At 64.0% G+C, this 14,633-nt stretch carries 12 protein-coding genes; 7 read left to right on the top strand and 5 right to left on the bottom strand.

Annotated elements, in window-relative coordinates; genetic code table 11:
- Nucleotides 1-33: 33 nt before the first annotated feature.
- Both HWY37_RS27840 and HWY37_RS27845 read right to left on the bottom strand, forming a co-directional pair.
- On the bottom strand, nt 34-498 hold the full coding sequence (locus HWY37_RS27840; RefSeq protein ID WP_175208297.1) for a peroxiredoxin: 465 nt from the start codon (nt 496-498) through the stop codon (nt 34-36).
- Complete coding sequence (locus tag HWY37_RS27845) at nt 495-956, bottom strand: Mth938-like domain-containing protein (protein ID WP_175208296.1); 462 nt, start codon at nt 954-956, stop codon at nt 495-497. The genes HWY37_RS27840 and HWY37_RS27845 overlap by 4 nt, the downstream gene beginning before the upstream one ends.
- Nucleotides 957-1,323: 367 nt before the next feature.
- Between HWY37_RS27845 and alaC the strand changes: the two genes are divergently transcribed.
- The 4 genes from alaC to HWY37_RS27865 all read left to right on the top strand — a co-directional run bounded on the left by alaC (nt 1,324) and on the right by HWY37_RS27865 (nt 5,929).
- Complete coding sequence (gene alaC, locus HWY37_RS27850; RefSeq protein ID WP_008164319.1) at nt 1,324-2,511, top strand: alanine transaminase; 1,188 nt, start codon at nt 1,324-1,326, stop codon at nt 2,509-2,511.
- A 172-nt stretch (nt 2,512-2,683) separates the two neighbouring features.
- Nucleotides 2,684-3,988 carry a homoserine dehydrogenase gene (locus HWY37_RS27855; protein ID WP_175208323.1) on the top strand — a complete coding sequence of 435 codons (1,305 nt, stop codon included), beginning with the start codon at nt 2,684-2,686 and terminating at the stop codon, nt 3,986-3,988.
- Between the two features lie 130 nt (nt 3,989-4,118).
- Nucleotides 4,119-5,528: a threonine synthase gene (gene thrC, locus HWY37_RS27860; protein WP_176090300.1), complete on the top strand. Its 1,410-nt coding sequence runs from the start codon at nt 4,119-4,121 to the stop codon at nt 5,526-5,528.
- 179 nt (nt 5,529-5,707) lie between these two features.
- On the top strand, nt 5,708-5,929 hold the full coding sequence (locus HWY37_RS27865) for a YgdI/YgdR family lipoprotein (protein ID WP_175208294.1): 222 nt from the start codon (nt 5,708-5,710) through the stop codon (nt 5,927-5,929).
- Nucleotides 5,930-6,026: 97 nt separating this feature from the next.
- On the opposite strand, the gene HWY37_RS27870 is transcribed toward HWY37_RS27865, so the two are convergent.
- Nucleotides 6,027-7,046 (bottom strand): class 1 fructose-bisphosphatase, encoded by a 1,020-nt coding sequence (locus HWY37_RS27870; RefSeq protein ID WP_175208293.1) that lies wholly within the window; start codon nt 7,044-7,046, stop codon nt 6,027-6,029.
- A 9-nt stretch (nt 7,047-7,055) separates the two neighbouring features.
- Nucleotides 7,056-9,761 carry an aminopeptidase N gene (gene pepN, locus HWY37_RS27875; protein WP_176090301.1) on the bottom strand — a complete coding sequence of 902 codons (2,706 nt, stop codon included), beginning with the start codon at nt 9,759-9,761 and terminating at the stop codon, nt 7,056-7,058.
- A 149-nt stretch (nt 9,762-9,910) separates the two neighbouring features.
- Between pepN and HWY37_RS27880 the strand changes: the two genes are divergently transcribed.
- The gene (locus tag HWY37_RS27880; RefSeq protein ID WP_176090302.1) at nt 9,911-10,549 is read left to right on the top strand and encodes a DUF4136 domain-containing protein; all 639 of its coding nucleotides are present in this window, start codon (nt 9,911-9,913) and stop codon (nt 10,547-10,549) included.
- Nucleotides 10,550-10,635: 86 nt separating this feature from the next.
- On the opposite strand, the gene HWY37_RS27885 is transcribed toward HWY37_RS27880, so the two are convergent.
- Nucleotides 10,636-11,022 carry an H-NS histone family protein gene (locus tag HWY37_RS27885; RefSeq protein WP_175208290.1) on the bottom strand — a complete coding sequence of 129 codons (387 nt, stop codon included), beginning with the start codon at nt 11,020-11,022 and terminating at the stop codon, nt 10,636-10,638.
- Between the two features lie 811 nt (nt 11,023-11,833).
- Between HWY37_RS27885 and tldD the strand changes: the two genes are divergently transcribed.
- Nucleotides 11,834-13,294 carry a metalloprotease TldD gene (gene tldD, locus HWY37_RS27890; RefSeq protein WP_175208289.1) on the top strand — a complete coding sequence of 487 codons (1,461 nt, stop codon included), beginning with the start codon at nt 11,834-11,836 and terminating at the stop codon, nt 13,292-13,294.
- Nucleotides 13,295-13,547: 253 nt separating this feature from the next.
- Nucleotides 13,548-14,621: a 3-deoxy-7-phosphoheptulonate synthase AroG gene (gene aroG / locus HWY37_RS27895; protein ID WP_175208288.1), complete on the top strand. Its 1,074-nt coding sequence runs from the start codon at nt 13,548-13,550 to the stop codon at nt 14,619-14,621.
- Nucleotides 14,622-14,633 lie beyond the last annotated feature (12 nt).

The raw sequence follows: 14,633 nt of genomic DNA on the forward strand, positions 1-14,633 counted from the left end.
TATAGCGCCTGACGGGTAAACCTGTGCCTACGGCTAACCGATGCTTTTTGCTGCCTGCAGGACTTCCTTGGCGTGGCCCGGGACCTTCACCCCGCGCCACTCCTGCACCAGCACGCCATACGCATCGATCAGGAAGGTGCTGCGTTCGATGCCGCGCACCTGCTTGCCGTACATGTTCTTTTGCTTGATGACGCCGTACAGATTGCACACGGTTTCGTCGGCGTCGGAGATTAGAGGGAACGGAAGTTCGTACTTGGCCTTGAAGTTCTCGTGCGACTTCAGTGAATCGCGCGAGATGCCGATGACCACGGCGCTGGCCGCCAGGAATTCGGCGTTCAGATCGCGGAAATCCTGGCTTTCGGTGGTGCAGCCAGGCGTGTTGTCCTTGGGGTAGAAATACAGGATCACGGCGCGGCCCTGGCACTGCTCCAGGCTGATCGGACCTATGGTGCTTTCGGCGGTGAACAGCGGGGCGGGCTTGCCTATGGTCGGCGTCATTTCTTGGATTCTCCGTTGGGGGGGATGAGGGCCACGACCACGCGCCGGCCCTCCGCCATCAGGATGTTGTAGGTGCGCGAGGCGGCATGGGTATCCATGATTTCCACGCCGATGCCGACCGCCAGCAGGGGGCGCAGCACGTCGGGTCGCAGGAACTGCTGCCGCGCGCCCGTGCCCACCAGCAGCACTTCCGGCGCGTTCCCGGGGCGGCTGGGGGAGGCTTCGGGTTCGTCCAGAAAAGCCAAGGGGTCGCGGACGGGCTCGGATAATCCGGCAGCCTGGCGCAAGAGGGAGGGGGTGATGTCGGCCGGCGACTCAACGGGCCAGTGGGTAACTTCGCCTTCGGGGCCGAATGCGACCGAGGAGGAAAAACGTACCTGGTTGACCTCGATATAGCCATCGCCATAGGCGGTGACGGTATTCAGAGCGGCCGTCGCAGGATCGGTATGCAGCTTCAATAAAAACTCCGGCTATATGGCCCGATAATAGCGCATCAGGATGACGCCATGTTGCAGGGTATCCACGAGAGGGGAAGGGCCTGCGCGCCGGACCCGCCGCGCCCGTTTTCTGCCCTGCGAGGAGGCATGTTTTGCCTGGGGGCGGTCCGGACGTGAAACAGGGGCCCGAGCCGCGCGATTTTCCTGGCGCGAGAGTCAAAAACGGCCCCGTTTTTTTCCCATTTGCCGCCTGGGCCTCCTTGCGCTAGATTACAGGGTTTTGCTGCGCTGCAATCTGATGCTGGCGCGGCGTTTCAGACCCATTTCCCCTTCGCGCATACGCGCCCTGGTTTTTTTTGCCCTTTTTTCGCCCCTAAGGATTCCCATCATGAGGAAGTTCTCCCGCATTGAGCGTTTGCCCCCGTACGTTTTCAACATTACCGGCGAGCTCAAGATGGCGGCGCGTAGGCGTGGCGAAGACATCATCGACATGTCCATGGGCAACCCGGACGGCGCGACCCCCAAGCACATCGTCGACAAGATGGTGGAAGCCACGACGCGCCCGACCACGCACGGCTATTCCGTGTCCAAGGGAATCCCGCGTCTGCGCAAGGCGATCTGTGACTGGTACCAGCGCCGCTACGCAGTCGAGTTCGATCCGGATTCCGAAGCCATCGTCACCATCGGCTCGAAGGAAGGCCTGGCCCACTTGATGCTGGCCACGCTGGACCGCGGCGACACCGTGCTGGTGCCGAACCCCAGCTATCCGATCCACATCTATGGCGCCGTCATCGCCGGCGCCAACATCCGTTCCGTGCGCATGACTCCGGGCGTGGACTTCTTCGAGGAACTGGAGCGCGCCGTGCGCGAGTCCATCCCGAAGCCCAAGATGATGGTGCTGGGCTTTCCCAGCAACCCGACCGCGCAGTGCGTGGACCTGTCGTTCTTCGAACGCGTGGTGGCGCTGGCGAAGGAACACGACATCCTGGTGGTGCACGACCTGGCCTATGCCGACATCACCTTCGACGGCTACGTGGCGCCGTCCATCATGCAGGTGCCCGGCGCGCGCGATGTCGCCGTCGAGTTCTTCACGATGAGCAAGAGCTACAACATGGCGGGCTGGCGCATCGGCTACATGGTCGGCAACCGCGAGCTGGTCAACGCGCTCGCGCGCATCAAGAGCTATCACGACTACGGCACGTTCACGCCGATCCAGGTGGCGTCCATCGCCGCCCTGGACGGCCCGCAGGACTGCGTGAACGAGATCGTGGCGCAGTACCAAAGCCGTCGCGACGTGCTCGTGCGCGGCTTGCATGAAGCAGGTTGGAATGTGGAAATTCCCAAGGCGTCCATGTACATCTGGGCGCAGATCCCCGAACCCTACAGGGCGATGGGCTCTTTGGAATTTGCCAAGCGCGTCCTGTCGGATGCGAAGGTGGCCGTGTCCCCCGGGATCGGCTTCGGCGAGTATGGCGACGAGTACGTACGCTTCGCTCTTATCGAAAACGAGCAGCGCACCCGGCAAGCGGTGCGAGGCATCAAAGACATGTTCCGCAAGGACGGATTGCTGAAGTAGGACCACCCCCGCAGCGCTGCGCGCTTCCCCCTCAAGGGGGCGCCGCAGCGGACCGGCGAAGCCGGCTCCGCGCGGCCCCGCGTGGTGCAGCCAAGTGTGGAGTTTCTCGCTCAGCAGTTATGGAGAACCAAAAATGAATTCCCCTCAACGCCCGCCCGCAGAAGGCGCCGCGATGAATCCCATGAAAGTCGGCCTGCTCGGCCTGGGCGTGGTTGGCGGAGGCACCTGGGCGGTGCTGTCGCGCAACGCGGAAGAGATTGCGCGCCGCGCCGGCCGCCGCATTGAAGTGACCCGCGCCGCCGTGCGTGACGTGGCCAAGGCGCGCGCGCGCGTTGGCGATGCGATCAAGGTCGATACTGACGTGCACGCGCTGGTGCGCGATCCGGAAATCGACATCGTCGTCGAGCTGATCGGCGGCGACACGCTGGCGCGCGAGCTGGTGCTGGAAGCCATTGCCAATGGCAAGCACGTCGTGACCGCCAACAAGGCGCTGCTGGCCAAGCACGGCAACGAGATCTTCGCGGCGGCCCACGAGCGCGGCGTGATGGTCACCTTCGAGGCCGCCGTCGCCGGCGGCATCCCCATCATCAAGGCGATCCGCGAAGGCCTGACCGCCAACCGCATCCAGTGGGTGGCCGGCATCATCAACGGCACCACCAACTTCATCCTGTCGGAAATGCGTTCGCGCGGCCTGCCGTTCGCCGACGTGCTGGCCGAGGCGCAGCGCCTGGGCTACGCCGAAGCCGACCCCACGTTCGACGTGGAAGGCGTGGACGCCGCTCACAAACTGACCCTGCTGGCTTCGCTGGCTTTCGGCGTGCCGGTCCAGTTCGATCGCGCCTACATCGAAGGCATTTCGCAGCTGGCCGCCGAGGACATCGAGCATGCCGAGCGCCTGGGCTACCGCATCAAACTGCTGGGTGTGACCAAGCGCCGTCCCGACGGCATCGAGCTGCGCGTGCATCCCGCGCTGGTGCCGGCGGAGCGTCTGCTGGCCAATGTCGAAGGCGCGATGAACGCCGTGCTGGTCAAGGGCGACGCTGTCGGCCCGACGCTGTATTACGGCCAGGGCGCGGGCGAAGAGCCCACCGCCTCCGCCGTGGTGGCCGACCTGGTCGACGTGACCCGCCTGCATACCGCGGACCCGGGCAACCGCGTGCCGCACCTGGCCTTCCAGCCGGACGCGATGTCCGACACGCCGATCCTGCCGATCGAACAGGTCAGCACCTCGTACTACCTGCGCCTGCGCGTGGACGACCAGCCGGGCGTGCTGGCCGACATCGCCCGCATCCTGGCCGACCGCTCCATCTCCATCGGTTCGATGATCCAGCAGCCGTCGCACATCGGTGGCGCCGACATCATCTTCCTGACGCACGAGGCGGTCGAAGGCAACGTCAATCAGGCGATCGAGCGCATCGAGGCATTGCCGTTCGTGCGTTCGAAGGTGACGCGCCTCCGAGTGGAAAATCTCACGTGAGCAAGGCTCACCCCCGAAGCGCCTGCGGCGCTTCCCCCTCAAAGGGGGCGCCGCTGACGGACTGGCAAAGCCGGCTCCGCGGCGGCCGGGATACGGGAGCAACGGCGTAGCGCATAGCGGAACCATCGACATGAAATACATATCTACCCGCGGCGGCATGGCCGCGATGGAATTCTCGGACATCCTGCTGGAAGGCCTGGCGCCGGACGGCGGCCTGGCCGTGCCGGAGCAGCTGCCCCAGGTCTCGGCTGAAACGCTGGAGTCCTGGCGCGGCCTGCCGTATGCGGACCTGGCGTTCGAAGTGCTGTCCCTGTTCGCCACCGACATCCCGAAGGATGACCTGCGCCGCCTGACGCGCGCGGCCTATACGCAGCAGACCTTCAACAGCGAGGACATCGTCCCGCTGCGTCCGCTGGACGGCGGCCTGTCGCTGCTGGGCCTGTCCGAAGGGCCGACGCTGGCCTTCAAGGACATGGCCATGCAATTCCTGGGCCAGGTCTTTGAATACGTGCTGGCCAAGCGCGGCACCACCCTGAACATCGTGGGCGCCACGTCCGGCGACACGGGTTCGGCGGCGGAATACGCGCTGCGCGGCAAGCAGGGCGTCGCGGTGTTCATGCTGTCACCCCATGGCCGCATGAGCGCCTTCCAGCGCGCGCAAATGTATTCGCTGCAGGACGAGAACATCCACAACATCGCCGTGCGCGGCGTGTTCGACGAGGCCCAGGACATCGTCAAGGCCCTGGCCGGCGACCTGGAGTTCAAGACCAAATATCGCCTGGGAGCGGTCAACTCCATCAACTGGGCGCGCATCGCCGCCCAGGTGGTGTACTACTTCCACGGCTGGCTGCGCGCCACCGGCAAGGCCGGCGAGCAGGTCTCGTTTGCCGTGCCCTCGGGCAATTTCGGCAACATCCTGTCCGGACACATCGCGCGCAGCATGGGCCTGCCCATCCGCCGCCTGGTGCTGGCCACGAACGAGAACAACGTGCTGGAAGAGTTCTTTCGCACCGGTGTCTATCGTCCGCGTCCCGCCGAGCAGACCTACGCAACCTCCAGCCCGTCCATGGACATCTCGCGCGCTTCGAACTTCGAACGCTTCGTGTTCGACCTGGTCGGCCGCGACGCCGCCCGCGTCAAGGAACTGTGGGCCGGCATGGCACGCGATGGATCGTTCGACCTGTCCAGCCTGAAGCCGCAATTCGAGGAGCGCTACGGCTTCGTATCGGGCGCCAGCACGCACGAAGACCGCCTGGCGACGATCCGTTCGGTCTACGACGAAACCGGCGTGCTGATCGATCCGCACACGGCTGATGGCGTCAAGGTCGCGCGCGACTTCGTCGAGCCCGGCGTGCCGATGCTGGTGCTGGAAACCGCCTTGCCGGCGAAGTTCTCGGAAACGATCGAGCAGGCCCTGGGCCGTCCGGCGACCCCGCCTGGCAACCTGGCCGATCTTGAATCGCTGCCGCAACGCGTCGAAATCATGGATTGCGACGCGGCCGCCGTGCGCCGTTTCATCGAGGCGAACGCCAAGGTGTAAAGGCCGCTTGCGTCTTGTATGCGTGTGCAACCCCTCGCAGGCCCGGCCTGCGAGGGGTTTTTTGCATTCAGGCGGGTCCGCGGCATTACCTTCGCATGCATTTTGACCACAACCCGTCACGAATCAGGGGACAGCGTCAGATACAGTAAATCCACGATTCACTTTCGGAGAATACGCCCATGAAACTGAAGACCATGACGCTTGCCCTGGCCGTGACCGGACTCGGGGTGCTGGCGGGATGCTCGTCCCCGTCGGTCATTCAGCAGCGGGATGGCAGCTCGACCGTGACGCCGGATACGCCCAAGTACGACAAGGACTCGGGCATGTACGAGTACGACAAGGACGGCAAGAAGGTCCAGATCAACAAGGACGACGTGAAGTCGATCGAACAGGTCAAGTGATCTTGCTTGCGTAAGACGCGGAATGTAAAAGCCCCGGCTCATTGCGAGCCGGGGCTTTGCTTTTGGAGCGATGCCGTTGCCGGCACCGCCAGTCGGGTCAGGCGCCCTTGGCTTCGGCGTGGTAGCGGCCGACGCGGTCGACTTCGTTCTTGGAACCCAGGATCACGCTGACGCGCTGGTGCAGCTTGTCGGGCTGGATTTCCATGATGCGCTGCTCGCCATTGATCGAGGCGCCGCCGGCCTGCTCGATCAGGAAGCTCATGGGGTTGGCTTCGTACATCAGGCGCAGCTTGCCGGCCTTGCCCGGTTCGCGGGCATCCCAGGGGTACATGAAGATGCCGCCGCGGGTCAGGATGCGATGCACGTCCGCCACCATTGAGGCGATCCAGCGCATGTTGTAGTCCTTGCCGAGCGGGCCGGTGGAACCGGCCAGGCAGTCGTCGACGTAGCGCTTGACCGGGGCGGCCCAGTGGCGCATGTTCGACATATTGATGGCGAATTCCTTGGTGTCTTCCGGCACGCGGATGTTCTCGTGCGTCAGCACCCACGAGCCCATTTCGCGGTCCAGCGTGAAGCCCACCACGCCGTTGCCGATGGTCAGCACCAGCATGGTCTGCGGACCATAGACGGCATAGCCGGCCACGACCTGCTTGTCACCGGGCTGCAGGAAGTCCTGTTCGCACACGGGCGCGCCCGACACGTCGTGGGGCGCGTGCAGCACCGAGAAGATGGTGCCGATGGAGACGTTCACGTCGATGTTGGACGAGCCGTCCAGCGGATCGAACAGCAGCAGGTATTCGCCCTTGGGGTAGCGGTTCGGGATCAGATGGATGGTTTCCATCTCTTCCGAGGCCATGGCCGCGAGGTGGCCGCCCCATTCATTGGCTTCCAGCAGGATCTCGTTGGATAGCACGTCCAGTTTCTTCTGCACTTCGCCCTGGACGTTCTCGCTTTCCAGGCTGCCGAGGACGCCGCCGAGCGCACCCTTGCTCACCGCGTGGCTGATGGCCTTGCAGGCCCGCGCGACCACTTCGATGAGCAGGCGCACTTCCGGTGCAAGGGCTTGAGCGGAGCGCTGCTGCTCCACCAGGTATTGAGTCAGTGTTTTGCGTTTCAAAGGAACCTCCTATGCTGCGAATTCTAAAGCCTTGGATACGATTTCCTGCACGTTGCGCGACAAGCCCTCATGCGCGCGCACCTGTTGCAGGGCTGCCTGCATGGGCGTGCGCAGGGCGGGTACGAAGCGCGACCAGTTGTCCAGGGCGCGTGCCAGGCGGGCCGCGATCTCCGGATTGAGCGCGTCCAGCGCCAGCACCTGTTCGGCCCAGAAGGCATAGCCGGAGCCGTCCGGGTGATGCATGCCGCGCGCGTTGTTCAGGCAGAACTGGAAGATCAGCGCGCGGGCGCGGTTCGGGTTGCGCAGGGTAAAGGCGGGGTGCTGCATCAGCTCGCGCGCCGTTTGCACCGTCGTCGAGCGGGCCGCGGCTTGCAGCGCGAACCACTTGTCCACCACCAGGGCGTTGTCGCGCCACTTGTCGTAGAACGCGGCCAGCGCTTCTTGCGGAAAATCTCCCTGGCCGAAATTGATCAGGGCGGACAGGGCAGCCATGCTGTCGGTCATGTTGCCGGCCTTGTCGTACTGCTGCTCGGCCAGGCGTTGCGCGTCCAGTTCGCCTGCCGCCATCAGGTGGCTGAGCGCCAGGTTTTTCAAGGCGCGCTTGCCGGCCGGCACCGGCGCGGGGCTGTACTCGCCGGGCGTCTGGTTGTCGTCGAAGGCTTGGCGGAACTCGGCGGCCAGCTGGCGGCCCAGTTCGGCGCGCAGGAAGTCGCGCGCGACGGCCAGCGCGGGCGGATCCACCTGTTGCATGCGTTCGGCCAGGGTCTTTTCGGACGGCAACGCCAGGGCGCGGGCGCGGTAGGCGGCGTCGATCGCCGGATCCGTCAGCAGCGCGCGCCAGGTTTCGATGAAGGCGGCATCGGCATGCAGCGTCTTGCCAGCCTGGCGGGCGGCGGCCAGCGCCAGGATCTGGCGGGTGGCGAACTCCTGGCCGGCTTCCCAGCGGGCGAAGGGGTTGCTGTCGTGCGCGGACAGCAGGGCCAGTTCCTCGTTGGTCCAGCCGTACTCGACGATGACGGGGGCCGAGAAGTCGCGCAACAGCGAAGGCACAGGGCGCTCGGCGATGTCGTCGAACACCCATTGCTGGCTTTGCTGCGTCAACTCCAGCAACGCGGTTTCCTTTGACTCGCCATCGTGGCGCAGCGGCAGCGGGCGTCCGCGCTGGTCCAGCAGGCCGATGGCGAAGGGGATGTGGTAGGGCGCCTTGACGTAGTCGGGGCCGGCCTTCTTTTCCACGCCCATGGGCGGGCATTCCTGGGTCAGCGTCACGGTGCAGCGGCGCGCGGCGGCGTCGTGTTCCAGCTTCACGGTTACGCGCGGCGTGCCCGCCTGGCGGTACCAGCGGCGGAACACGGACAGGTCGCGGCCCGGATGCTGGCGCACATAGACCGATTCCATGGCGGCGACGAAGTCGTCGCAGGTCACGGCCTGGCCGTCGTGACGGCGGAAGTATTCGTCCATGCCGGCGCGGAAGCCTTCCTCGCCCAGCAAGGTGTGTTGCATGCGGATGACCTCGGCGCCTTTCTCGTACACGGTGGCGGTGTAGAAGTTGCCGATTTCCTGGTAGCTTTCCGGCCGGATCGGGTGGGCCATGGGGCCGGCGTCTTCGGGGAACTGGGCGGCGCGCAGCGCCACCACGTCGTCGATGCGCTTGACCGCGCGGGCGCTGGCGGCCTCGGCGGCGTCCATGCCGTGGGCCATCATGTCGGCGCTGAACTCCTGGTCGCGGAAGACGGTCAGGCCTTCCTTCAGGCTCAGCTGGAACCAGTCGCGGCAGGTGACGCGGTTGCCGGTCCAGTTGTGGAAGTACTCGTGGCCGATGACGGACTCGATGCCTTCGTAGTTGGCGTCCGTGGCTGTGTCGGCATCCGCCAGCACATAGGCGGCGTTGAAGATGTTCAAGCCCTTGTTTTCCATCGCGCCCATGTTGAAGTCATGGACGGCCACGACCATGAAGCGGTCCAGGTCCAGCTCCAGGCCGAAGCGGCTTTCGTCCCACCGCAGTGCGCGCACCAGGGAATCCAGCGCCCATTCCGTCTTGGTCTCGGAACCCGGGTCGCTATAGACCTGCAGCAGCACGTCGCGGCCGCTGGCGGTCTTCACGGTGGTCTCGCGGTGGGTGAGGTTGCCGGCCACCAGCGCGAACAGGTAGCAGGGCTTGGGGAAGGGATCTTCCCACTCGACCTCGTTGCGGCCGTCGGGCAACTGGCGCGAGGCCAGCAGATTGCCATTGGACAGCAGCACCGGGTACTCGGGCCGGGCGCGCAGGGTCACGCGGTAGCGCGACATGACGTCGGGCCGGTCGGCGAACCAGGTGATGCGGCGAAAGCCTTCGGCCTCGCATTGGGTGAAGAAATTGCCACCCGACACGTACAGGCCCATCAGGGTGGAATTGGCTGACGGCTTGCAGCGGCTGACGATTTCCACCTTGGCGCTGGCCGGCAGGCCGTAGAGGGCCAGGCTGTGCTCGGACAGATGGTAGCGGTCGGCGGGCAAGGCCGCGCCATCCACGCCTACCGAGACGAGTTCCAGATCTTCTCCATCCAGGACCAGGGCGGCGTCGGCGCTGGCCCCAGGCTTGCGTTGCACTTGCATCGTGCAGCGCACTTCGGTCGCGTCCGGCGCGAGGTCGAAGGCGAGGGCGACTTCGGGAATGTCGTAGGGGTAGGGCTGGTAATCCTTGCGATATACGGTTACGGGCGTGTCTGTGCGCATGGGATTGCAGTCCTATATGAACGAGGTCCCTATTGTAGTGGCTGGGCATGACATGCTGCCCTGACCCTTATGGCCTACCGTAAACTTTTCGCGGTAGTCGGGGTCAAACCCAGTATCATGGCGCCGTCGCGCGCAGGAGGGTTTGCAAAATGTCGAGGTTGTCCATGTTCAATGCACGTCGCTGGGCGGGGCTTTTGGTCGTGGCGGGAGCATTTGCCTTGGCGGGATGTGCCGCGCCCACGGTTTCCGCGCGGGTGACTTCCTTTCAGCAATGGCCAGCGGGCGTGGAAGGGCAGACCTACCAGTTCGTGCCGGCGGAGGCCTCGCAAAACAATAATCTGGAATATCAGTCCTATCAGGACATGGTGCGGGCCGGCATCGGCGCCACCGGCCTGGTCGAGGCGAAGCCGGGCGTCAAGGGCCGGTTCGACGTGTCGTTCCGCTACGGCACCACGCAGACCCAGATCATGGTGCGGCGTCCGTATGACCCGTATTTCTATGGCGGCTACGGATATGGCGGTTTCTATGGCCCGCGTCCCTGGGGAGCGGGCTATGGCTACTGGGGGCCGGACTGGGTGGATGTGCCCATGGCCGTGCAGCGCAATACCCTGACCTTGCAGATCTACGATACCCAGCGCGGCGGCGCGGAGGTATACCGTTCCAGCGCTTTCATACTGAGCGAACGCGACGATTTCCTGCGGATCATGCCCTACCTGGTGCGTGCAATATTTGATAATTTCCCCGGAAATAATGGAGCGGAGCGCGAAATCCAGTTTCCGGTGCAATGAATCTGGCCAGGCTTTTCTTCAAAAATACAAATGAAATCGGCGCACCAAAATGGTGCGCCGATTTATTTCTTACTGGGCAATAGGTTTTATTCTTTGATAAGAAAACTATCGCGTGCGGCGCCAGCGGCTTCTTCCGCGGCGAGCCAGCGAGGAGCCTTGCCACGGCCGCTCCACGTTTCCCCGGTTTGAGGATGGCGGTACTTCGGCGCAACGGCGCGTTTGGCGGCGTTGGCCGGGCGGGCAGCGGCGCCTGCCTTGCGGCGGCCACCGGTGGCGGCGGCGCGGGCGGGCTTGCCGGCGCCGTAGGCTGCGATGATTTCTTCAGGCGTAATGTCGTATTCGCGCATTGACGTGATGATCTGCGTGATCACCGGTTTGCGGCGCTTGGTTTGCAGGACTTCAGCCTTCTTTTGTAGCTTGTTGATTTCCTTTTCGATCTTTGCTTGCAGTGCTGCGTAGGTTTCTCGGGCCATGGTTTTATTCCTGATTATGGAACTGCTTTAATCGCCGGCGAAGTTATGTGTAATTGTTGTGCTTCGCATAATACAGAAATTGCGGCTTGACTTCCCGGTTTCTGGAATAATTACTTTGTATCAAAAGAGTTGGCGGCCATTTAGAGGGCTGCGGGCGGCCGCAAGGAACAAGGGTTGGGAAGAATATTCGCGAATTTGGGACAACTTGAAACAATGCGGGTATTGGTTCACGAGGCGGACAAATGGTTCCGAATGGGCTTGCGTGGTGGCGATTTGTTTCGCGTTCCGTGCAGATGGGGGCTGTCAGGCCTTCCGGTTTCAGTAGGTGCGCGCGATGGAGTCACCCTGGAAGAGGTCTGATGACGCAGTATGCGGGAACGATTGAATCGTCCTGATGTCGGATAATTTTGCGCTTAGACGTCATGAGGTCCTGGAGTGTAAGTCGTGGTATGCATCCGACGTATTTCATTTTCATGACAGGTTGTATGACGAGTTTGGTGCGTGCTCCAGGGGTGCTGTTGACATGTATGCCCGGGAGCTGGAAACGCTCTGCGATGGTACGGAAAAGGGGGGCGCATCGAACGCCGTTTGAGCATGCATTGCTTAGCTTGATAAGCAATGTTCCGGCCTCATCTATTCTCCAGAGATAATCCTTCGCCGTATTTTTGCCGTCGCGGGAAGGGCCCGGAGCATCCCCGTCTCTGGGGGGGGGGGCGGCCCGCGACGCGGGGGCAGCGTCGGCGTTACGATATGATCTTGAGCATCACCGCGAGCGCGCGCCCATGCGCCACCGCCTCCAGAACAGAGTCCTATGAAAATCATCGATCCCGCCATTGCTTCCCTCGCCACCGCCAAGTCCCTGCTGCTCGACCCCTGGGGGCTGACCGAGGCGGACATGGCGCGCGCGCTGGGTGAGATCTTCACGCACAAGGTCGACTATGCCGACCTGTATTTCCAGTACACGCGCAGCGAGGGTTGGAGCCTGGAAGAGGGCATCGTCAAGACGGGCAGTTTCTCCATCAGCCAGGGCGTCGGCGTGCGCGCCGTGAGTGGTGAGAAAACCGCCTTTGCCTATTCGGATTCGCTGTCGCCCGAGGCTCTGCTGTCGTCCGCCCACGCGGTGCGCGGCATTGCGCGCCGGGGCGCCGGCAAGGTCAAGGTGGCGGCCCAGGTCGAAGCCGAGATCGGCCGCAGCCTGTATGCCGACATCGACCCCGTGGCCACGTTGAGCGCTCCCGAGAAGGTTGCTCTACTGGAGCGGGTCGAGCGCATGGCGCGGGCGCGCGATCCGCACGTGATCCAGGTCATGGCGGGACTGGGCGCCGAATACGACGTGGTGCTGGTGGCCGGCAGCGATGGCCGCCTGGCCGCCGACGTGCGTCCGCTGGTGCGCCTGTCGCTGACCGTCATCGCCGAGCGCAACGGCCGCCGCGAGATGGGCCATGCTGGTGGCGGCGGACGCCTGGGTCTGGCCTATTTCACGGACGAAATGCTGCAAGGCTACGTCGAGCGGGCGGTGCACGAAGCCATGGTGAACCTGGAAGCGCGTCCGGCGCCGGCGGGCGAGATGACCGTCGTGCTGGGTTCCGGCTGGCCCGGCATCCTGTTGCACGAGGCCGTCGGCCATGGCCTGGAGGGCGATTTCAACCGCAAGGGCTCCAGCGTGTTCTCCGGCCGCATCGGCGAGCGCGTCGCTTCCAAGGGCGTCACGGTGATCGATGACGGCACCATTCCGGACCGCCGCGGCTCGCTGAATATCGACGACGAAGGCAACGCCACCCAGCGCAACGTGCTGATCGAGGACGGCATTCTGCGCGGCTACATGCAGGACACGTTGAATGCGCGCCTCATGAAGACCGCCGCCACCGGCAACGGCCGTCGCGAATCGTTCGCGCACCTGCCGATGCCGCGCATGACCAACACCTACATGCTGGCGGGCGACAAGCCGGCCGAGGAAATCGTGTCGTCCGTCAAGCGCGGACTATACGCGGTCAATTTCGGCGGCGGCCAGGTCGACATCACCAACGGCAAGTTCGTGTTCTCGGCATCCGAGGCCTACATGATCGAGAACGGCAAGGTGACCTACCCGGTCAAGGGCGCCACCCTGATCGGCAACGGTCCGGACGCCATGAACCGCGTCACCATGATCGGCAACGACCTGAAGCTGGATTCCGGCGTGGGCACCTGCGGCAAGGACGGGCAGAGCGTGCCCGTCGGCGTGGGCATGCCGACGGTTCGCATGGAAGGCCTGACGGTCGGCGGTACCGCCTGATTCAAAAAAACGCTGGTGACGGCTCAAAAAAATTGTGCTAGAGTCAATCCCCATGAAATTCGCGTCCCCCGCCTTTTATTTTTATTTTTATGGTTTTCTGAAGCCGCTGGCGGAGGAAGGGACGCGCTCAATCTGAAGTTTGGAAAGAATCCCCCCAAAAAAGCCGCCAGCGAACTGGCGGCTTTTTTTGCGCCGCCAGTTGAGGAAACCACCTCGGGAACATCCCCGCGGCGGGCAACCCAGGAGCAGTACCGTGTCACACAATACCGACGACCTTCGCATTCGTGAAATCAAAGAGCTGAATCCGCCCGCGCATGTCATGCGCGAGTTCGCCTGCACCAAGGAGGCGTCCGACACGGTGTTCGCCGCCCGCCAGGGGATGCACCGCATCCTGCACGGCATGGATGACCGGATGATCGTCGTGATCGGGCCTTGCTCCATCCATGACACCCGCGCGGCCATCGAATACGCGAAGCGGCTCAAGCCCGTGCGCGACCGGCTAAGCGCCGACCTGGAAATCGTGATGCGCGTGTACTTCGAGAAGCCGCGCACCACGGTGGGCTGGAAGGGCCTGATCAACGATCCCGATCTGGACGGCAGCTTCGACATCAACAAGGGCGTGCGCGTTGCCCGCGAACTGCTGCTGGACATCAACAGCCTGGGACTGCCGGCGGGTTGCGAGTTCCTGGACATGATTACACCGCAGTACATCGCGGATCTGGTCTCCTGGGGGGCGATCGGGGCTCGGACGACGGAAAGCCAGGTGCATCGCGAACTGGCTTCGGGACTGTCGTGTCCGGTGGGGTTCAAGAACGGCACCGACGGCAACGTCAAGATCGCGGTGGACGCGATCAAGGCGGCATCGCAGCCGCACCATTTCCTGTCGGTGACCAAGGGCGGGCATTCCGCCATCGTGTCGACGGCCGGCAACGAGGACTGCCACGTCATCCTGCGCGGCGGCAAGACGCCGAACTATGACGCGGCCAGCGTCGACGCCGCCTGCCAGGACATGTCCAAGGCCGGCCTGGCGCAGCGCGTCATGATCGACGCCAGCCATGCCAACAGCAGCAAGAAGCCCGAAAACCAGCCGCTGGTGATCGAAGACGTGGCGCGCCAGATGGAAGCGGGCGACAGCCGCCTGGTGGGCGTCATGGTGGAAAGCCATTTGCTGGGCGGCCGCCAGGACATGGTGCCGGGCACGCCGCTGGTCTACGGCCAGAGCATCACCGACGGCTGCATCGACTGGGACGCCTCGGTTGCCGTGCTCGAGCGCCTGGCCCATGCCGTGCGCGAACGCCGCCGGGTCGCCCTGACCTCCGGCAAGTAAGTCCTCGGCTGC

The sequence above is a fragment of the Achromobacter anxifer genome, from assembly GCF_903652925.1.
In the GTDB taxonomy this organism is placed as follows: Bacteria; Pseudomonadota; Gammaproteobacteria; order Burkholderiales; family Burkholderiaceae_B; genus Achromobacter; species Achromobacter anxifer.

Coding starts and splice junctions, on each gene's coding strand:
- HWY37_RS27880 (WP_176090302.1), top strand. CDS start 9,911: ATGTCGAGGTTGTCCATGTTCAATGCACGTCGCTGGGCGGGGCTTTTG.
- tldD (WP_175208289.1), top strand. CDS start 11,834: ATGAAAATCATCGATCCCGCCATTGCTTCCCTCGCCACCGCCAAGTCC.
- HWY37_RS27865 (WP_175208294.1), top strand. CDS start 5,708: ATGAAACTGAAGACCATGACGCTTGCCCTGGCCGTGACCGGACTCGGG.
- HWY37_RS27855 (WP_175208323.1), top strand. CDS start 2,684: ATGAATCCCATGAAAGTCGGCCTGCTCGGCCTGGGCGTGGTTGGCGGA.
- pepN (WP_176090301.1), bottom strand. CDS start 9,761: ATGCGCACAGACACGCCCGTAACCGTATATCGCAAGGATTACCAGCCC.
- HWY37_RS27885 (WP_175208290.1), bottom strand. CDS start 11,022: ATGGCCCGAGAAACCTACGCAGCACTGCAAGCAAAGATCGAAAAGGAA.
- alaC (WP_008164319.1), top strand. CDS start 1,324: ATGAGGAAGTTCTCCCGCATTGAGCGTTTGCCCCCGTACGTTTTCAAC.
- thrC (WP_176090300.1), top strand. CDS start 4,119: ATGAAATACATATCTACCCGCGGCGGCATGGCCGCGATGGAATTCTCG.
- HWY37_RS27840 (WP_175208297.1), bottom strand. CDS start 498: ATGACGCCGACCATAGGCAAGCCCGCCCCGCTGTTCACCGCCGAAAGC.